Genomic DNA, 18782 nt, shown 5'->3' with positions numbered 1-18782 from the left:
AGGCGTTCCCCGGTCGCTACGGTAATGGCTCAAGCGAATCCGGGACGCGACGCATGGAACCGACTGAGACCTTCGAACTGGTCATAGCGATGCTGCTGGCGATCATCGCCCTGCATTACGCCGCGCACAAACTGAAACTGCCCCCGGCGGTGGCTTTGCTGACCGGCGGGGCAGTCCTGGCCTTCGTACCAGGACTGCCGGTGATCTCGCTCAATCCGGAACTGGTGCTGGTCATCTTCCTGCCGCCGCTATTGATGGACGGAGCGTGGTTCATCGCCATTTCACAGCTCAAGCGGCACATGATCGGCATCATCTCGCTGTCGGTCGGAGCGGTGATCTTCACGACCGTCGTCGTGGCGGTGGTGACGCACATGCTCATACCGTCCCTGCCGTGGGCGGCCTGCGCGGCTCTAGGCGCCATTGTCTCGCCGCCGGACGCCGTGTCGGCACGCGCCATCCTGCAGACCGTCAAGCTGCCGCGCCGCCTGTCGATCCTGCTCGAAGGCGAAAGCCTGTTCAATGACGCCACCGGCCTGGTCCTGTTCCGCTTCGCCATCGCCGCCGGCGTGACCGGAGCGTTCAGCGCCGTCGATGCGGCCGGAAGCTTTGCCTTGCTGGCCGCGGGCGGCGCCATCGCCGGTGTGGTCATCGCCGCCGCCTGGGTCTTGCTGGTCAAGCGTCTCGGTGACGACTACCTGATGATCGCGGCCTCGATCCTGGCGCCGTGGGCCTCTTATCTGCTGGCCGAAATGTTCCATGTCTCGGGCGTTATCGCCACGGTGACGACCGGTCTGATCTGCGGTTGGTACCAGCACACGGTCTTTTCGGCGGCGGTCCGGATGCGCGGCACCTCCTTCTGGCAGGTCATGATCTTCCTGATGGAGGCGGCCGTCTTCCTGCTGATCGGCTCTTCGTTGCGCGATGTCGTCGACCGCGCCGGCGGGTTTGGCGTGATCATCAACACCATGGCCGTGCCGATCGTGGTGATCATCGCGGCCATGACGCTGGCGCGCTTCGCCTGGGTGTTCGGCGCCGATGCCGTGACCTGGGCGATCCGCGCAGCAGGGATAAAGCGCTATGCGCCGCTGGGGCCGAAATGTTCGACGGTCCTCAGTTGGGCCGGGATGCGCGGCGTGGTGACCCTGGCTGTGGCGCTGAGCGTGCCCGCGACCTTTCCCGGCCGCGACTTCATGCTGGTGGCGGCCTTCGCCGTCATCCTGGCCACCGTGCTGATCCAGGGCATGAGCCTGGGCAGCGTGATCCGCTGGGCAGGTTTGCGCGAAGCCGAGAGCGAAGCGCCGCGCCTGACCATGAGCGAGGCCGAAGCGTCCATGGCGCAGGTCCAGTTTCAGATCATCGAAGCCCGCGCCTATGACGACAAGGGTGAGCTGATCCATCCGCGCCTGCTGGAGCGCTATCAGCGCAAGGCGACCATGTCGCAGAAGTACGCCGCCGAGGAAGACGCGCACCGGCCAATGCTGCACGCCCATTTCGACCTGGTGCTGGCGGCCGTGGCCGCGGGCCGGGCCGAACTGATCCGCCTGCATCGTGCGGGTGAGATCGACGACGAGACGCTGCATGAACTGGAACGCGACCTCGACCTCGAGGAACTGAGCGCCATCTCGGCAATGGCGTGACCTGATGCTGCTGTCGTCCGACATCTGGGTCAGCGCCCTGACGCGCCGGGTCGAACAGGCCGGATCGTTCGCCTTCATCGCGCGCAAGGGCCATCCGCAGTTCGGCGCCGTGTTGGTCAAGGTGCTGAACCTGCGCACGCGTGACGCCTATGTGCTGCGCGAGGTCCAGACCGGCGAAGGCGAGGAGGGCGGCACCAAGTGGATGCGGCCGGTCGAGACGCTGAACGAGCCGGACATCGACGCCTGGATCGCGCGCCAGGTCAAATACGACCCGGACCTGTGGGTGGTCGAGATCGAGGACGCCGAAGGCCGGCATCACCTGACCGAACCCGTGGTTTAGGGCATAACACGGTCAACGCCGGTTAACCCTCTTCCTTGACGGAATCCACAACCCTTTGTGTCAGTGTGGCGTCCTGTTCACGCTTTCAGGGTGCTTGCTTTTGTACTTCCTTCTTAACGACCACATCTTCGATATCGACTCCAACCGCATGATCCAGCCGCTGGATGCCGAGCGCTTTTCGGCCCTCAGCCCGGACTATATCGCGTTGCTGGGCCGCGAGATGTTCGCCGAAGATCCGCAGGTTCATAAGCGCAATCCGGAGCGTGCCCGCCGCCTGGCGCTTCTGATCCATCTCAAGATGCCGCGCATCAACGCCGCCCAGTTCTTCGTGATGCAGGCCGACGGCAATCCGAACAATGTCGACGCCGATTTCAAGTCGATCAATCCCGATGATGTCGGCGCCCTGTACCAGCAGCAGATGGCCGGCATGCTGAGCACGTCCATGGTCGACCAGGAAGTCTGGCACCGCATGGCGGCCTAACCGGGCGCGCCACACCAAGTCGTTAGGGCCGCCTGAAGGCCATCCTGCGTTCCATTGCCAACCCAGGCCACATGGCCGTCTGGCCGGATCAGCACGGCGCACGGCGTTGTGACGACTCCGATCGCCGGCAATTCCCATGGTCCGTCGTGGCTCGCGCGAACGTGCTGGACGCGATCGGACCACGGCGTGATGTCCACGCCATCCGTCCCGCCCAAATCCAGCAGCACGGGTTGCGCCTTATGCAGTAGGGTGTAGACGCGCGCGGGGCCTTCCGATGTGGCAAGGTCGAGATCGGGCATGCGCCGGCCGAGCAGGGGGTGGCCTTCACCAAGGTCGTAGCGGATGCCCAAGCCCGACATTTCGGCGGCCACTTGCTTGCGAAGCTCGTCCATGCCGAGCCATTCCGTTACGATATCGCGCAGCGCCTCGGTGCGGTCATCGGTTCGTTGCAATGCGACCTGCGCCATCGTCGTGCGCAGCACGCGGGCCGCCACCGGATGGCGTTCGGCGTGATAGGTGTCGAGCAGGCTGTCGGGCGAGATGCCTTTGACTACCTGCGCCAGCTTCCAGCCCAGATTGACCGCGTCCTGCACGCCGGTATTGAGGCCCTGGCCACCCACCGGGGAATGGATGTGCGCCGCGTCGCCGGCCAGCAGGACCCGGCCCTGGCGATAGGTCTCCGCCTGGCGCGACATGTCGGTGAAGCGGGAAATCCAGGTCAGGTTATGGATGCCGTAGTCGGTGCCGCAGGCGGCGACCAGGGCCGCGCGCAGGTCTTCGAGCGTAGGCTCGGTCATGGCGCCCGGCGTCCTTTCGGTCACCATGATGCCGACAGGGCCTTCCGTGGCGAAGATGATCTTTCCGTCGCGGATTTCATAGTCTTCCCGGCCGAAGGCGTGCATCCCAAAGGCCGTGCGGTGGATGCCGAGCGGCGGCTCTTCGCGCATTTCGGCCTCGGCCAGGATGTTGCTGACCGTCGCCTCCCAGCCGGGAAAGGCGATGCCGGCAATTTTCCGGATCACGCTGCGGCCGCCGTCGCAGCCGACGAGATAACGGGCGCGCAAAGACCCGCCATCGCCCAGGGTGACGGTGACGCCGGTGTCGTCCTGTGTAAACCCTGTGATGTCGCGGCCGCGATAGACCGGCACCTTAAGCTCATCGACCCAGCCGGCGAGAATACGCTCGATATGCTTTTGCCTGAGCGCCAGCCCGTAATTGTGCCGTGTCGGAAAATCGCTGATATCGAGGCGCGTGACGGCAAAGCCGGTGACCTGGGCGACCTGGCCTTCGCCCAGGAAACGATCAACGATGCCGCGCTGGTCGAGCACTTCGAGCGTGCGGGCGCTTAGGCCCCCGGCACGCGCGCCGACAAGCGTCTGGTCGGGACGGCGCTCGACAATGGCGACGTCGATGCCGCCCAAGGCCAGTTCGCCCGCCAGCATCAGGCCTGTTGGCCCGGCGCCAGCGATCAGTACCGCGTGCTCACCCATTTTCGTCTCCCTGTAAGGAACAATGCGATGTGTCGTAAGGCATTGTTATTTAAGGGAAAGAATTTGCGCGAGCAATTCTTGTAATTTATGGATTTGGCCCCAGATAAGAACTGTGGGCGCAGTACCGTTTAGTCGTCGCGCGCCGCGATCTCCTCCAGTTTTTCGAGCTTTTGGTGCCAGCCCTGCAGGGCGCCGCCGAAGGCTTGACGTTGATTGGGCCGGAAGCCGGCCTGCTCGACGCGCAGGTGCGTGCCGGTCGCCGTCGGTGTCAGCGTAAAGGTCACCACGCTGTCGAGATTATAAGCCGGGTCGTCGTGGACGTAGTTCCAGGTGTAGGACAGGGCCTTGCCCGGCTCCAGTGTCAGGACCTCGCAGTCCAGTACGCCGCCCCAGTCGCCGCGCAGGTTGAAACGGTGGCCGACAGTCGGTTGGAAGTCGTTTTTCATCAGCCATTCCTCCATCAGGTGCGGTTGGGTGAGGGCGCGCCACAACCTTTCCGGAGGATGCGGGAATTCGCGTTCGACGGTGACGGTGCGGGTTTCGGTCATTTGCTTTTCTTTTTGGCGGCGGGCGTGGCGGCATTCAGCGCCACCGCGGCACGGATCAGAGCCTTGAAGGCGTCGGTGTCGATGGTTTCACCCTGTTTGAAGTCGATGGCGCGGCGGGCGTTGCCTTCCAGGCTGGAATTGAACAGACCAGATGGATCGTCGAGCGAAGCCCCCTTGGGGAAGGTGGCCTTGACGGCGGCCTTGTAGGTCTCGCCGGTGCAGAGGATGCCGTCGTGCGACCAGACCGGAATGCCCCATTTCCACTCCTCGACCACCTCGGGATCGGCCTCGTGGATAAGGGCGCGCACCCGCGCCAGGGTCTCGCCGCGCCAGTCGGGCAGGTCGGCGATGGCCGCGTCGATCTTTTCCGGAACACTCAGGTGGTCACGGCCGGGAACAGGTTTCTTCATGGCTTGGCCTCACATCTTTTCGCCAGGCAATTGGCTGGCCTGTTTGATCCAGTCGGCGAATTGCTTTTCGTCGAACTGGCCTTCGTGGATATCGTAATAGCGGACCGCCGGGTATTTCGACTTGCCCTTAGGGGCCGGTTCCAGCGACGCACCCTGGAAAAATGTCACCTTGATGTATTTGGTGAAGCAATGAAACGAGGCGAACCACAGGTCGTCCTCGAGGCCGTAGAACGGCGTGTTCCATTTGACCGCCTTTTTCACGTCGGGGACCACATCCGCGATGATCGCGTCCATGCGGCGGCCGATATCGCGTTTCCACTCAGGCATGGCGGCGATGTAGGCCTTAACCGGCGCGTCGCCATAGCCCTTGGCGATCTGCGGGTTACCACCGGACAGGAGTACGGGCTTGCTCATTGTGCCGCCCGGCTCTTGGTGAAATAGGGCAGGGCGAACATGTAGAGCCCTGTGAACAGCAGCAGGAAGAGGGGCGGCAGGGGCGCGTAGGTCACCCACATGATCTGGTGGCCAAAACCCATCACCACGAAATTGGCGATGACGGTCAGGGTGAAGACGATCGACACCCAGCGGTGGAATTGACGTATTCCGTTGTTCATTGGTCCATCCTTTTCAGCAGGTCATCCAGGTCGTCGAAGCGGCGCTCCCAGAAACCGGTCATTTGTTGCGCCCAGTCGGTGAGCGGTAAGAGCGCGCCGGGCAGGGCGCTGTAATGGGTCTGGCGGCCTTCCTGGCGATCGCGCACCAGTCCGGCTTCCTTGAGCACACCGAGGTGTTTCGAGACGGCCGGCTGCGACACGCCGGCCTGGGCCGTCAGGGCGGCGACTGTCTGCTCTCCGTTACGACACAACCGTTCGAAGATAGCGCGCCGGGTGGGGTCCCCGAGCGTGCGGAACAGGATATCCGGTCCAGACGGGATCAAACTCATAACTCCTCGGTTATGAGTTGACGTATAACTCGTGAGTTATGAGTTGGTCAAGCTAAAAGCGCATTCCAAAAGTGCGCAGCGGTTTTTGGATAGAATGCGTGCACAAAAAGAAAAAGACCGCCCCTTGCGGAGCGGCCTTAAAGTAAGATCTGGAATGTCAGGTAGGCTTAGTACTTGTAGTTGACGCCGAAGGTGATGGTCCGGCCGTTGCGCAGTTCGAAGAGGGTGTCTTCGCGGACGCTGTCGATGAACAGGCGGTTCTGTTCGTCAGTCAGGTTCTGCGCTTCGAGGATCAGCTTCAGGCGGTCGCTGAGGTTCCACGAGGCCGACAGGTCGACATACAGGGTCTCGTCATTGCCCTGCAGGTCCGAACCCGGAGAGGCCGGGATGCCGCGGATGTACTTGCTGCGGTAGTTCGCGGTCGTGCGGATGCTGAACGTGTCGTCTTCCCAGTAAAGAGTGCCGGAGGCCGAATCCCGTGACAGGCCGATTAGGTCCGCCGTGGTCGTCGTGGTCGCGCTCAACAGGTACTCGATTTCGGACTCGACGTGGGTGTAGTTGCCGAGGACACCGAACTTGCTCCAGAAACCGGGAAGGAAGTCCAGTTCGGCCTGGAGGTTGAGCTCAACGCCCTTCAGCGGGCCGCCAGGCGTATTCTGGAAGCGGCCGACGGTGAAGATTTCGGTCGGCGAGGTATTCGTGCCGTCCAGCAGCGAGTCCGGCAGGCCCAGATCGCGGTAGGGAACCTGCTCCGTCTTGCGCTGGATGTAAGATTCGATGTCCTTGTAGAAGTAGCCGATCGAGACGACCGAACCCGGGCGGAAATACCATTCCAGGCCGGCGTCGAAGGTTTTGGCCTTGATCGGATCCAGGAACGGGTTGTTGACGTTGCCGGTGCGGGTCGTGGCCGTGATGCCCGAGGACGGGATCAGGTTGCCCAGTTCCGGACGCGACATGACCTTGGCGGCCGAGACACGTCCCAGGAGGTTCGGCGTGAACTCCAGGACCACGTTGGCGGACGGCAGGATATCGTCATAGGACCGTTCCACCACGTTGCGCTTGCCGCCCTGGGCGTAAGGGCCGCCCGGCGTTGCCACGGCGATGTGCCCGACGGCGACCTGGTCGGTCTTGAAGTAACGGAAACCGACGTCGCCACGGATGGGTACGGGCAGGCGCTCGGTGTCGAACTCGGCCATGACATAGGCGCTGCGCGTCGTTTCCTTGATCTGGGACTTGGCCGCGCCGCATTCGACACCGCAATAGGTGAAGCTGTCGAAGTTGACGAGTTCGCGCCACTTGGCCGAGTCGATGGCGACCCAGCTTGCCGGCGCGCCCTGGCCCCAGAGATCATCCAGGCCTTCGATCTGGGTGGTAATGCTGGACAGCGCCGTACCTGCCGGCAGCGGCTTGAACGCGTTCGTCGCGGGCGTCGGGCTCAGGTTGTAGGACTGGAAGTCGATGACGCGCGACTGGACGCCGACCTTGAGGCGGAGTTCATCGCTCCATGTCCACTTCGCATCCAGGTTGACCGTGTCGTTGGTCGTCGTGTTGTTCGCGGGCTTGCCCTGCAACGAGAAGCCGCCGAGAACCGTCGTAAGGCCGCCCTGCGTCACACCCGGTGCGTAGGAGAAGTTGGCCGGGTTGGAAACGTCCACGCCGAAATTGATAACCGGCGTGGTCTCGCCGCCCCGGAAGTCAATCGAGAAATTGTCGGCGTCGATGATGTCGAGGAAGGTCTGCAGACGCATGGGGTCGTCGCGGACGGACTTGGACGTGCCGAAGTAGCCCGACAGTTCGAACCGGTCGTTGAAGCGGTGCGTGGCGCTGACGCTGACCTGGTTGTAGGTGGTCGTGAACTGATCGACCAGGCCTTCCGAACGGATGTCGACGCCATCGAACAGGCCATAGACAAGCGAACCGTTCGAGTCGAACTCGATATCCTTCACCGACACCATCGGCTGGCCCAGGTTCGTGATCGAACGCGCGAACGACAGTCCGGCTATATAGTTGTCACGGCGCTCAACTTCGAACTGCGAATAGATATAATCGACCGCGATATTGGTCGCATCCGTCTTCCATTGCAGGCTCAGCGTGCCGCCGAAACGTTGCGAGTCCTGTTCGGAATTCACGTATCGCGGAATGCGGGGCAGGAATGCGCCGGATCCCGGTACATTGGCAAAGGCAGGATCGGCGCGGCGCAGATTGTAGATCGTGTTGTAGGCGGCAATGGTGCCGGTGCGCGGATTATTGGTCGAGCACATGGTCGAGCTGGCGCCAGCCGCGGCGTGGTCCGCCGGATCGGGGCTGATTGATGCGCCGCCGGTCGGCGACACCCAGCCGATAGGCGTACAGAAGGGCTGGATTTCGCGTTGGACGGTGGTGCCGACAACGACCGGGTTCCCGGCCGCGTCCCGGCGGATGGCATTATAGCCGTTCGCGTTTGTCGACAGAATATCGACGGCCGAGTACCCGACTTCGCGCAGGTTGCGGTCGGCATAGGACAGCGAGCCGACGACGCCGAAGATGCCGTCGTCCGACTTCCAGCCGGTGACCAGCGAGACGCGGGGATCGATCGACTTGGAAATTTCGTTATAGACGCCGCGTGCGGTGACCGAGAACAGGGTCTTCTGGCGGAAATCGAACGGACGCGGCGCGCGCAGGTCGACCGTGGCGCCCAGGCTGCCTTCCTCGACATCGGCCGAGGCCGTCTTGCGCGCCGACAGGGACGAGAAGATATCCGTCGGGAAGGCGCTGAAGTCGAAGCTGCGGCCGCTGTTGCCGGCGCCATAGATGTCGGACGAACCGGTCTGCGATGCGCCCTCCAGGCCGTTCAGGCGGACGCGGGTAAATTGCGCGCTGAGGCCGCGCACCGAGATGTTGCGGCCTTCGCCGCCGTCGCCGCGCGACAGGGTGACGCCGGGGATGCGCTGCATCGATTCGGCCAGGTTGCTGTCAGGAAACTTGCCGATGTCTTCGCCAAGGATCGAGTCGACGGTGCCGGCGCTGCGCTTCTTGATCGCCAGGGCGCTCTGCAGGCTGCCCCGGAAGCCGCGGACAACCACAACCTGGCTGTCGTCACCGGCGGCCGGTTCAGCCGCAGGGGCGGCGTCCTGCGCGAAGGCCGCGCCCGCCATGGCAGTGAGAAGAACGGCCGCCGCCGTTGTCGCGCACAGATGCGCTCTCTTCGAGAGTAGGTGTTTCCTGGTCATTGTCTTCCCTGACTTTATATATTGCCGCCGGCGCGGACGCGGCGCTTGGGTAGCGCGTGAAAGGCAGGCGAGGCCGGCGAGTCGCTGCATTTCGTACGGTAAATTTTGTCAGACAACCTTGTTACGCGCAATAATAATCGTACAAATTTGATCTATTGTGACCCTTTTGCGTCATTTGTGATCAAATGTGACAATAACGGCATTTAGCGTGCTTCACCTTGCCGGCGTCCTGATGCGGATAACAAGCCTTCCCTTACGGACATTTTTGTTACTTGACGCTCACGTAAGTTGAATTGGTTTTCTGTCGCGCGAGACTATATTGGCGGCATGACCGAAGCTCCCGCCCATTATCCGTCCCTTGGCGCGCGCTATGCTGACCTTGTCGTGCATATCGTGGGTCTCGCCCTGGCCCTGTTCGGTGGTGGCCTGGCGCTTGGACTTGCGGTCAGCCAAGGCCTGCTGGGTCAGGTCGCGGCGGTAACGGTCTATGCGGTGGGTTTCATCGCCATGCTGGCCTTCTCGATGGCCTATAACTTCGCCAAGCCGAGTTGGCAGCCCTTTCTGCGGCGCCTCGATCACGCCGGCATCTTTCTGATGATTGCTGCTTCCTATACGCCATTCACCACCCAAGCCTTAACGGGCGGCTGGGCATGGGGCATGAGCATCGCCGTCTGGTCGCTGGCCGGCCTCGGCATGCTGGGCAAGCTGCTGCTGCCAGGCCTCGGCAAGGTCTTCTGGATACCGCTTTATCTCGTGCTGGGCTGGCTGATCATCGTCGCCATCCGCCCGATGGTCCGCGAAGTGCCCCTGCCGGCCATGATTCTGCTGGCGGCGGGTGGCGTGGTCTACAGCGTCGGCACCATCTTCTATATGATGAAGCGGCTCAAGTTTCGCCGTGCCATCTGGCACGGTCACGTCCTGGCCGGCGCCGCAACGCATTACGCCGCCGTGCTGGTCGGCGTAGTGCTGGCGACCTCGCATTAACTCTTAATCAGCCGCCGTTTTCGATCTTGTGGATCAGGGCGGCCTTGCGCGCTTCCTCGGGCGTGCGGACCAGTGATGCGCCGTCGCCCAATCCGTCCGCGACCCTCTGCTTCAGCGCCCGGGCGCGATCGATGTCCTGGGTATTGACCGGTTCCTGCTCAGCCATGACGGCCTCCTTTGCTGCGAAGCCGAGTTTCTGCGCGTTTGGCCATGTCGATGTCGATAAGGAAGGGCAGGGCGGGCATAAGAAGTGGGTAGGCGTGCCCCGTCCTTACAGGAAACTGACACGCCACGCCATGCGTCCACATTGCGCAGTTGTAGCGCGTTAACCGAATGTCGGCGGAGGCCAACAGCGCAACGGCATTCCAATGAGCGACATGCAAGGTCAGGACCCCGGCATTCCGGCGGGAAACATTTCCTGCATCATCTGCGCCTATAACGAAGCGGACAAGATCGCCAATATTCTCAAGGCCGTCGACGGCCATCCGCTGCTGTCCGAAGTCATCGTCGTCAATGACGGCTCGACCGACGGCACCGCCGATCTGGCGCGGACGTTTCCGGAGGTGACGCTCATCTCCTATTCCGCCAATCGCGGCAAGACCTATGCGCTCAGTCAGGGCATGGCGGCGGCCAAAGGCGATTATTTCATGCTCCTCGATGCCGATCTGGCCGGGCTGACGGCGGCGGACATCTTCGCCCTGGCCGCGCCGGTCAGGGAGGGGAAGGCCGAGGTCAGCATCAGCCTGCGCGCCAACAGCCTGGCGCTTTACCGGACTCTTGGCCTCGACTTCGTGTCGGGCGAGCGGCTCATCCCGGCCGCGCTGGTCAGGCCGCACCTGGACCGTATGACACGCCTGCCGCGCTGGGGCGGCGAAGTCTTCATCAACAACCTGATCACCGAGGCGCGTCTGCCCGTCGCGGTGGTCGACTGGCCCGGTGTCTTCAATATCCGCAAAGCGCAGAAGGTCGGCGCCTGGCGCGGCCTGCTGGCCGAGCTGACGATGACGGCGGACGTCTTTCGCGTCCTGTCGCCGGTCATGGTGGTCCGGCAGAACGTCGCCCTGCTGTCACTGATACGGCGGCCCGCGCCACAGCGGCGCGTTCGTCTGCGCTTCGGCCTGCCGTCTATGGGCGGCATGCGCGATCTCCTGTCGCGCCGCTGGCCCGTGGCGTGAGCGCTCACATTATTGTCCGACGATTGTAACGTGAGTTGAAAACAAAGACGCCAAAAGACTTTGAATTTTGCTGCGATGCAGCATATATTGGACCTGTTCGGCGCTTTCGCGCTGATTGCCCTTCCTGGGCGTTTCCTCCCTGTAAAACTCGCCGCGCCGCAATGCGCGGCTTTTTTTTGCCTTACCGCCGTCTTACGAGATGCCGGAAGTCCTGTAGCTTCATCTTATTCGCCAAAGATTAGGCTTGCGCCGACGCAGCAATGGAGGCGCATATGGACGATCTGAAATCAACGCCCGCGGACAGGTCCGGCGACGGACAACAGGGCGAACGCCAGGCGCGCACCTTCCGGAAAGACGGCTACAACGGCGATCTACGCGGCATGCCGGTCGATATCGAGCCTGTTCCGCGTGACGCCGCGGGCGCCGCCATCGACATTCGTTCCGACACCATGCCTGACGACGGCGTCGTGGTCGTGCACGATGACGACGACGAGATACTCGACGCTGAAAAGGCCGATGCCGAAAAGGCGCCTTAAAAACGCAGGAAGAGATTCTTCAGCCACAGCGGGCCGCTGCGCGACACGTCCTGCCAGTCGGCCTCGGCGTCCTCATCCTCGGGTGTATAGCCCCAGGGATTGAACAGCTTCACTTTTGAGAAGCGGTAAGCCGACAGGCTGCGGGTTACGAGCGTCAGGCCGTGGGTCAGGGCAGTGGCTGCCAGCAAAGCGTCCCGGTCCTTGCCGTCTGAGAAGGGCAGGCCCGCGCGCCGTTTGGTGACGGCCAGATCGACGCTTAAGATCCGGCCTTCGAACGCCGCCGGCACGGTTTCGTCGATCCATGAGCGCAGGGCCGTGCCCAGCACCTTGTCTTTGCGCTGGACCTCGGCGATGCCGCCTTCCAGTTCGAGCAGGCTCATGACCGAGATGAACAGGTTCTGGGCGGGCACGTTCGAGGCCCAGCGCGTAACGTGTTCGTCGGCGCGCCCAGATTTGGCGCGGCGCAGTTCGGCGATGACGGGGGTGTCGAGCAGATACATGCTGGAGCGTGCTCCAAAAAGTGGAAACCGGTTTTTGGGTCAAGCATGCGACCACGAAAAATCTAGATATTGCTCCGTTTCTTTAGAGAAACGGAGCAATATCTAGAAGCCTTCCTCGCGACGGTCCCAACTGCCGCCGCGCGCCGCGTCGAAATCGACGGCTTCCGCCTCAGGCTCCGGCATGGCCAGCAGGTCAACAATCGTTTCGGTTCTTCCGGTTATCTGGCGAAAGGCGTCGAAACTCATCAGCACGTGGGTCGGCCGGCCGCGATCGGTGACGAAGACCGGCTCGAGCCTTGCATCGCGCTTGGCCTTGCCGACATCCTGGTTGAATTCGCGACTGGTCATGGTGCTCATTTCGATTCTACATTTCTACAATTAACCACCGAAATTTTTGTTACTACATTACTACAGTGTTGTCGCTGTGCAACAGAAATTTTCCTAAGTAAAATAAACAGGTTGATATCCGTCCTTATGGAAAATTTACGCTTGCCATAACGCGAATATCGACACTAGCCTTGGACCAAGACGGCGAAAACAGTCCGTTTTTCGAAATTGAAAGTCCGGGAGAAACTATGATTACCGCATCGACGGCGCCCAATATATGGGACGCCACCCTTCACGAAATCGCCACGGTTCTGTCGCCGCACGGCCCGCTGGGACCCGACGGCGTCACCAAGCTTTATGCGCCGAGCGATTTTTCGATCCACTTTTTCCTGCAGCTGGCCGTGATCATCGTCACCTGTCGTGTCGTCGGCTGGCTGGGCCAGAAGCTGCTGCACCAGCCGCAGGTCGTTGGTGAAATGATCGCGGGCGTTATCCTGGGGCCATCGCTGTTCGGCCTGTTTCTCCCCGAAGTGCAGGGCGCCATCTTCCCCAAGGAAATGAAGAACGTCCTCTATACCGGCGCGCAGTTCGGCGTCGGTCTCTACATGTTCATGGTGGGCACTGGCTTTCGCGCCGACCACTTCAAGAGCAAGGGCCCAAGCGCCATGGCCGTGTCGCTGGCCGGCATCGCCGCGCCGTTCGCCCTGGCCATCCTGATCACGCCGTGGCTCCTGACCGTGCCTGGCCTGTTCACGCCGGGCATTTCGCGCTTCAACGCAACCCTGTTCATGGGCGCCTGTATCGCGCTGACTGCCTTCCCGATGCTGGCGCGCATCATCCACGAGCGCGGCCTGAGCAATTCGTCGCTGGGCACCCTGACCCTGACCGCCGGCGCGTTCGACGACGCCGTGTCGTGGTGCGTCCTGGCGGTGGTGCTGGCGACCTTCGGCGCCGGTCCGGGCGTGGCCGTCCTGGCCATCGTCGGCGGCATTTCGTTCGCGCTATTCGTCATCTTCTTTGGCGCCAAGCTGCTGGCGCCGCTCGGCCGCATGGTCGAGGAAAAGGGCGAGATGAGCTACACCGTCCTGGCCATCGTCATGATCTGCTTCTTCCTGGCGGCCTTCGTCATGGACGCCGTCGGCATTCACGCCATCTTCGGCGGATTCATCCTGGGCACGGCCATGCCGCGCGGCAAGTTTGTCGAGGAACTGAAGAAGAAGGTCGAGCCGTTCGCGGTCATCGTCCTTTTGCCAATGTTCTTCACCTATTCGGGCCTGAACACCCGCATGGACATGGTCAATTCGTGGTCGATGCTGCTGGTCGCCCTGGCGATCCTGGCCGCCTCGGTCGCCGCCAAGTTCGGCGCCTGCTACCTGGCAGCCCGCGCCACCGGCGAAGACAACCGCACGGCTCTTGGCATCGGCGCGCTGATGAACTCGCGCGGCCTGATGGAACTGATCATTATCAATATCGGCCTGCAGAAGGGCATTATTGGCCTGCCCCTGTTCGCCATGCTGGTCATGATGGCCATCATCACCACGGTCATGGCGTCGCCGATCTTCGAAATGGTCTACGGCAAAAAGGCACGCGAGTCCGGTGAACTGGACGCGGTTCCCGACAACACGACCGCCTGATACCAAAGCATTCCCTGTCCCTAGTGCCTCTCCCGTGTCCGTTCCCGCGGACACGGGACTTTTTTGTTGTCCCCCGTGTTCGTTCCCGCGGACACGGATTCTTTTTGTTGTCATGTTGCGGTGCGGCGTGACATAAGATGTACACATTCAAGGGGAAAGAGGGGCAAGGGGAAGAGGGCATGAAGCGAAGCCTTTTCGTCACGGGCGTAGCAGGCATCTGGATGATGGCGGGGCTGGCCTTGGCCCAGACGCCGACCATTGCCGTCCCCAATTCCACCGCGACGACCAGCTATGACGCTGGAGCGGGCTTCCCTGATCGCAACGGGCCGTTTTCGGCCATACTGGTTGTTATTCCCGAAACCGAGCTGGCTGAGTTCAACAAGCCTTCGACCGCTAATCGCAGCCTGTCACGTGTCGCCCGCGCGGAGCCGGGCGCCAAGCTGGCCATCAAGGTGCTGTTCACCGGGCCGGCCGGCGACCTCAACTCGGTCGGCAAGGTGACGATGGACCTGAAGATCCTGGCGCCCGACGGCACCATCTACGCCAACAGCGACTACAAGGACCTGCCGGTGTGGCTGGGCAGTATCGGCCAGGGCAGGGGCGTGTTCGACAACCGTGACCGCGTGCCGGTCGTGACCTTCGAACCGAAGGACAAGCCGGGCATATACACGATCCAGGCGACGCTGCGCGACCGCTTCTCCCAGCGCGACATCGCGTTGAAGCAGACGGTCGAGCTGCTCCCCATGCCGGCCGCTGTCACGGCTCCGGCCGCACCGCCGGCCCAGGCCGCTGCCGCCGACGAGGCGCCCAAGGCCGCGGCCCCCGCCAAGAGCAAGAAAAAATCGCGCCGCAAGCGCCGCAGATAAGTTATCGCCCACACCCAACTCTCGGAGACTTTGAATGAGCGAAGTGGAACTGCCTTTCTCGATTTCGATGGTCATCCCGGCGCGTGAAAAGGATCTGGGCGGATTCCACGTCCGCCGCCTGCTGCCGTTCGCCAAGCGGCGCATGGTCGGCCCGTGGATATTCTTCGATCACATGGGGCCGGCGGTCTTCCAACCGGGCATCGGCATCAATGTCCGGCCGCATCCGCATATCAACCTGGCGACCGTCACCTACCTGTTCGAAGGCAACATCCTGCATCGCGACAGCCTGGGCACGCGCTCGGTCATCTCGCCCGGTGACATCAATCTGATGGTGGCGGGCAGGGGTATCGTCCATTCCGAACGCGAGGAGGACGAGGCGCTGAGGCAGAAGCGCAATCTCGACGGGCTGCAGCTGTGGCTGGCCCTGCCGGAAGCCGACGAGGAAATCGATCCTGCTTTTTACCACTATCCGTCCGAAGCCATTCCCGGCGTCGAGGATGGCGGCGCCAGCATCCGCGTCATGATGGGGGGCGCCTACGGCCTGACGTCGCCGGTGAAAACCTATGCGAAGACCCTCTATGTCGAAGTCCGCCTCAAGGCCGGCCATGTGGTGGAAGCGCCCGACACCGTGCCCGAGCGCGCCCTCTATGTCTGCGACGGCGAAGTCACGATCGACCGCCTGCGCATCCCGGCTCACACCATGGTCGTCCTGGCCCCGGGTATCGAGGTCAGGATTCAGGCCGGGGACGATGCGCACTTCGTCATCATTGGCGGCGAGCCGTTGAGCGAACGCCATCTTTACTGGAACTTCGTGTCGTCCGACCCGGCGCGCATCGAAAAGGCCAAGGAAGACTGGAAGGCGCAGCGCTTCGCCAAGGTCCCGGGCGACGAGGTCGAGTTCATTCCCCTGCCGGAATAGACGGTCTGGTCAAGCCTCGTAACTGTGTTACAGTGAACACGGGCAGGGATTGGGTAGCCCCGGGGGGCTTGGGCATGAAGCGGGCGATCGTTTCGGCGATGATGGGGATAGCGGTGTTGGCCGCGCCCGTCGGCGCGTCCGCCGAAATCATAAAGACCGCCATGCTCGACAACCCCAAGTGCGACGGCCTGTGCCTGCGCTGGTGGCCCAGGCTTGTGCCGCCGCCGAAGTGGGCGCAGGACACCCGCCTGAGTCAGGCTTATAACGTCGCCTTCCTGGTCCCAAAGGACGGCCGCGACGACGTCTTCATCTACGCCAATGCCCAGCCGCTGAAAGGGCAGGCCGTGACGGTGGCGGGTTTCATGGCCGACGACCAGGCGACCTTCGAGCGTGCCCATCCGGGCCTCAGGGTCCGTTCCGGCGCCGATTTCACCACGGCCGACGCGCAGGTTTTGCCCAGCCGCATTTTCGACCCGGCGCCGCAGGACACGAACGGCCTGTGGGAGGTCGTCGCCTATGGCGAGGAGGTCGACCGCGACGGTGTGAAATACTATCTCGTCTTTATCCTTGGCGCCCGTTCAGAGGCGGTGCGCGACGAATTCCTGCCGGTCTTCCAGTCGCTTGTGGCGAGTTACCGCAAGTAGCCTACCGAAGCGCGTGTTGTTTCCATCTTTACAATTGTGACAATCTGGGCTTGGCTGGCCTGCCGGACCGCGTACCCAAGGATATTTCATGCGTCTTCTCAGCTTCATCAGCGCCGCCGCGCTGGCCGCCTGCCTCTCTCCTCATGCTTTTGCCCAGGCTCCGGCCGTGCAACCCATTCCGGCGTCGCAGGACATCGCCTTTCCGGGCACGTTGAAGGTCTTTGTCGACGCGACCGACACCCAGCAGCGCGTCCTGCGCGTCCGCCAGACCGTGCCGGTCAGCAAGGCCGGTGATTTTGTTCTGGTCATGCCGCGGTGGCTGCCGGGCAAGCACGCGCCGCGCCCGCAAACCGATAAGATCGCCAATATCCGCTTCTCAAGCGCGGGCAAGCCGCTGACCTGGCTGCGTGACCCGGTCGAAATGACGGCCTTCCACGTCACCGTGCCCGAAGGCGTGACCGAGGTGACCGCCGAGTTCGACTTCCTGACGCCCATGACCACGACGGCGGGGCGTGTGGTCGTGACCGACCTCATGGCCAACCTGCAGTGGGAAAACCTGTCCATGTATCCGGCGGGCTATTACACCAGCCGTATTCCGGTCGCGCTGTCGTTGAAGTTGCCGCAGGGCTGGAGATTCGCCTCTGCGCTGGAAGTGGCGTCGGAAGGCGGGGACGGCTCCGTGACCTTCAAGCCCTTGCCCTATGACGCCTTCGTTGATTCGCCGATGTTTGCGGGCAAATATTACAGGCTTATCGATCTGACACCGGATGGCAAGGCGCCTGTGCGTCTTAATGTCTTCGCCGACAAGCCGGGCGACCTGGCGGCGACCGACGAGCAGGTCGCCATGCACCGCAAGCTGGTGTCGCAAAGCCTGAAGCTCTTCAAGTCACAGCATTACGACCACTACGATTTCCTCCTTCATCTGTCGGACGAGCTCGGCGACATCGGCCTTGAGCACCACCGTTCGTCGGAAAACGGCCACGAGCCTGCCTACTTCACCGACTGGGCCAACGAATATGTCGGTCGCGATCTGCTGGCGCATGAATTCACCCATTCGTGGGACGGCAAGTTCCGTTGGGGTGCGGATTCCCACAAGCCCGACTTCCTCCAGCCGATGGAGAACAGCCTGCTGTGGGTCTATGAGGGCCAGACCCAGTATTGGGGTTATATGCTGTCGGCGCGTGCCGGCATGTACACGCCGGACATGACGAAGGAAGCGCTGGCCCTGACCGCGGCGCTTTACGACAACTACGCCGGGTCGAAGTGGCGGCCGGTGCTCGATACCACCAATGACCCCATCATTTCGGCGCGCGCGCCCAAGAACTGGCTCAGCCAGCAGCGCAACGAGGATTATTACAGCGTCGGCCTCCTGGTCTGGCTCGACGCCGACACCCTGATCCGCGAGAAGACCGGCAACAAGAAGTCGCTTGACGATTTCGCGGCGGTCTTCTTCGGCGTCAAGGACGGTCAATTCACGCCGGAAACCTACACTTTCGAAGACGTGGTGGCCGCGCTCAATGGTGTCTATCCTTATGACTGGTCGGGTTTCCTGAAAAAGCGGATCGCCGAAACGTCCGAAGGCAGCTTCCTCGATGGGCTGGAACGCGGCGGCTACAGGCTGGTCTACAAGGACAAGCCGACCAACTGGTACAAGGCGCGTGAAAAGAAGCTGAAGATCGTCGACCTCAGCTATTCGGCCGGCCTTTCAGTCACGACGGCGACGGGCGATATCGCCAGCGTCTTCTGGGACAGCCCGGCCTTCAAAGCGGGACTGGGCCAGGGCATGACCGTGATCGCTGTCAACGGCCAGGCCTTCGATGCCGATGGCTTGAAAGCCGCTATCACTGACGCGGCGAAAGCCGACGGTAAGCCGGTCGAACTGCTGATCAAGCGCGGCAAGACCTACAAAACCTACACGATCGATTACAAGGGCGGACATCGTTACCCGCAACTGGAGCGCATCGAAGGCAAGCCGGCCCTGCTGGACGCTATCCTGGCCGAGAAGAAGTAAGGTACGGGCGGTGGGCTTGTCACGTTGTGGAAGTAAGAAGCCCGCCCACCACGCCGCTCCACGGCGCGGTTCCCCCTCCCCATAAATGGAGAGGGCGAGATGCAGGGAGTTCCTGGCATCCTTCGTTT

General features: G+C 62.4%; 21 protein-coding genes. 11 read left to right on the top strand and 10 right to left on the bottom strand.

Annotated elements, in window-relative coordinates; all coding sequences use genetic code 11:
- The first annotated feature begins 53 nt into the window (after positions 1–53).
- From J2X24_RS07680 to J2X24_RS07670, 3 genes are all read left to right on the top strand, one after another.
- Positions 54–1637 (top strand): Na+/H+ antiporter, encoded by a 1584-nt coding sequence (locus J2X24_RS07680; RefSeq protein ID WP_209719051.1) that lies wholly within the window; start codon positions 54–56, stop codon positions 1635–1637.
- 4 nt (positions 1638–1641) lie between these two features.
- A complete protein-coding gene (locus J2X24_RS07675) occupies positions 1642–1977 on the top strand; it encodes a DUF1491 family protein (protein WP_209719048.1) in 336 nt (111 codons plus the stop codon).
- Between the two features lie 100 nt (positions 1978–2077).
- Positions 2078–2458 carry a hypothetical protein gene (locus J2X24_RS07670; RefSeq protein ID WP_209719045.1) on the top strand — a complete coding sequence of 127 codons (381 nt, stop codon included), beginning with the start codon at positions 2078–2080 and terminating at the stop codon, positions 2456–2458.
- On the opposite strand, the gene J2X24_RS07665 is transcribed toward J2X24_RS07670, so the two are convergent.
- From J2X24_RS07665 to J2X24_RS07635, 7 genes are all read right to left on the bottom strand, one after another.
- The gene (locus J2X24_RS07665) at positions 2455–3948 is read right to left on the bottom strand and encodes an FAD-dependent monooxygenase (protein WP_209719042.1); all 1494 of its coding nucleotides are present in this window, start codon (positions 3946–3948) and stop codon (positions 2455–2457) included. The two genes, J2X24_RS07670 and J2X24_RS07665, sit on opposite strands and share 4 nt — an antisense overlap.
- A gap of 128 nt (positions 3949–4076) precedes the next feature.
- Positions 4077–4496, bottom strand: coding sequence for an SRPBCC family protein (locus J2X24_RS07660; protein ID WP_209719039.1), 420 nt, complete (start codon positions 4494–4496; stop codon positions 4077–4079).
- Complete coding sequence (locus J2X24_RS07655; RefSeq protein ID WP_209719036.1) at positions 4493–4906, bottom strand: DUF1801 domain-containing protein; 414 nt, start codon at positions 4904–4906, stop codon at positions 4493–4495. Before J2X24_RS07655 ends, J2X24_RS07660 begins: the two co-directional genes overlap by 4 nt.
- 9 nt (positions 4907–4915) lie before the next feature.
- Positions 4916–5320, bottom strand: coding sequence for a DUF1801 domain-containing protein (locus J2X24_RS07650; RefSeq protein ID WP_209719033.1), 405 nt, complete (start codon positions 5318–5320; stop codon positions 4916–4918).
- Entirely contained in the window at positions 5317–5520 is a 204-nt protein-coding gene (locus tag J2X24_RS07645) for a hypothetical protein (protein ID WP_209719031.1), read from the bottom strand. The genes J2X24_RS07650 and J2X24_RS07645 overlap by 4 nt, the downstream gene beginning before the upstream one ends.
- Positions 5517–5840, bottom strand: coding sequence for an ArsR/SmtB family transcription factor (locus J2X24_RS07640; RefSeq protein ID WP_310002944.1), 324 nt, complete (start codon positions 5838–5840; stop codon positions 5517–5519). Before J2X24_RS07640 ends, J2X24_RS07645 begins: the two co-directional genes overlap by 4 nt.
- A gap of 176 nt (positions 5841–6016) precedes the next feature.
- Positions 6017–9058, bottom strand: a complete 3042-nt coding sequence (locus tag J2X24_RS07635) for a TonB-dependent receptor (protein ID WP_209719026.1) — start codon at positions 9056–9058, stop codon at positions 6017–6019.
- A 327-nt stretch (positions 9059–9385) separates the two neighbouring features.
- On the opposite strand from J2X24_RS07635, the gene trhA reads away from it, so the two are divergent.
- A complete protein-coding gene (gene trhA, locus J2X24_RS07630; RefSeq protein WP_209719023.1) occupies positions 9386–10042 on the top strand; it encodes a PAQR family membrane homeostasis protein TrhA in 657 nt (218 codons plus the stop codon).
- A gap of 7 nt (positions 10043–10049) precedes the next feature.
- Here trhA and J2X24_RS07625 read toward each other — a convergent pair whose 3' ends face one another.
- Positions 10050–10208, bottom strand: a complete 159-nt coding sequence (locus J2X24_RS07625; RefSeq protein ID WP_209719020.1) for a hypothetical protein — start codon at positions 10206–10208, stop codon at positions 10050–10052.
- A gap of 202 nt (positions 10209–10410) precedes the next feature.
- On the opposite strand from J2X24_RS07625, the gene J2X24_RS07620 reads away from it, so the two are divergent.
- Together J2X24_RS07620 and J2X24_RS07615 are read left to right on the top strand one after the other, a co-directional pair.
- Entirely contained in the window at positions 10411–11217 is an 807-nt protein-coding gene (locus J2X24_RS07620) for a glycosyltransferase family 2 protein (RefSeq protein WP_209719017.1), read from the top strand.
- A gap of 272 nt (positions 11218–11489) precedes the next feature.
- A complete protein-coding gene (locus J2X24_RS07615) occupies positions 11490–11753 on the top strand; it encodes a hypothetical protein (protein ID WP_209719014.1) in 264 nt (87 codons plus the stop codon).
- Here J2X24_RS07615 and J2X24_RS07610 read toward each other — a convergent pair.
- Together J2X24_RS07610 and J2X24_RS07605 are read right to left on the bottom strand one after the other, a co-directional pair.
- Entirely contained in the window at positions 11750–12253 is a 504-nt protein-coding gene (locus J2X24_RS07610; RefSeq protein ID WP_209719011.1) for a type II toxin-antitoxin system VapC family toxin, read from the bottom strand. The two genes, J2X24_RS07615 and J2X24_RS07610, sit on opposite strands and share 4 nt — an antisense overlap.
- A gap of 102 nt (positions 12254–12355) precedes the next feature.
- Positions 12356–12601 (bottom strand): type II toxin-antitoxin system Phd/YefM family antitoxin, encoded by a 246-nt coding sequence (locus J2X24_RS07605; protein WP_245344526.1) that lies wholly within the window; start codon positions 12599–12601, stop codon positions 12356–12358.
- 227 nt (positions 12602–12828) lie between these two features.
- Here J2X24_RS07605 and J2X24_RS07600 point away from each other — a divergent pair, with 227 nt between their 5' ends.
- The 5 genes from J2X24_RS07600 to J2X24_RS07580 all read left to right on the top strand — a co-directional run bounded on the left by J2X24_RS07600 (position 12829) and on the right by J2X24_RS07580 (position 18654).
- Positions 12829–14214, top strand: a complete 1386-nt coding sequence (locus J2X24_RS07600) for a cation:proton antiporter (protein WP_209719005.1) — start codon at positions 12829–12831, stop codon at positions 14212–14214.
- Positions 14215–14393: 179 nt separating this feature from the next.
- Positions 14394–15080 carry a hypothetical protein gene (locus J2X24_RS07595; RefSeq protein ID WP_209719003.1) on the top strand — a complete coding sequence of 229 codons (687 nt, stop codon included), beginning with the start codon at positions 14394–14396 and terminating at the stop codon, positions 15078–15080.
- Positions 15081–15114: 34 nt separating this feature from the next.
- Entirely contained in the window at positions 15115–15999 is an 885-nt protein-coding gene (locus J2X24_RS07590) for a pirin family protein (protein WP_209719000.1), read from the top strand.
- Positions 16000–16073: 74 nt separating this feature from the next.
- Positions 16074–16643: a hypothetical protein gene (locus tag J2X24_RS07585; RefSeq protein ID WP_209718997.1), complete on the top strand. Its 570-nt coding sequence runs from the start codon at positions 16074–16076 to the stop codon at positions 16641–16643.
- 88 nt (positions 16644–16731) lie between these two features.
- Complete coding sequence (locus J2X24_RS07580; protein WP_209718994.1) at positions 16732–18654, top strand: M61 family metallopeptidase; 1923 nt, start codon at positions 16732–16734, stop codon at positions 18652–18654.
- The last annotated feature ends 128 nt before the right edge of the window (positions 18655–18782 follow it).

The organism is Asticcacaulis solisilvae (assembly GCF_017875235.1).
GTDB classification, from domain to species: domain Bacteria; phylum Pseudomonadota; class Alphaproteobacteria; order Caulobacterales; family Caulobacteraceae; genus Asticcacaulis; species Asticcacaulis solisilvae_A.
The sequence above is the reverse complement of the archived record's forward strand: the minus strand, read 5'-3'. Positions and strand labels throughout refer to the sequence as shown.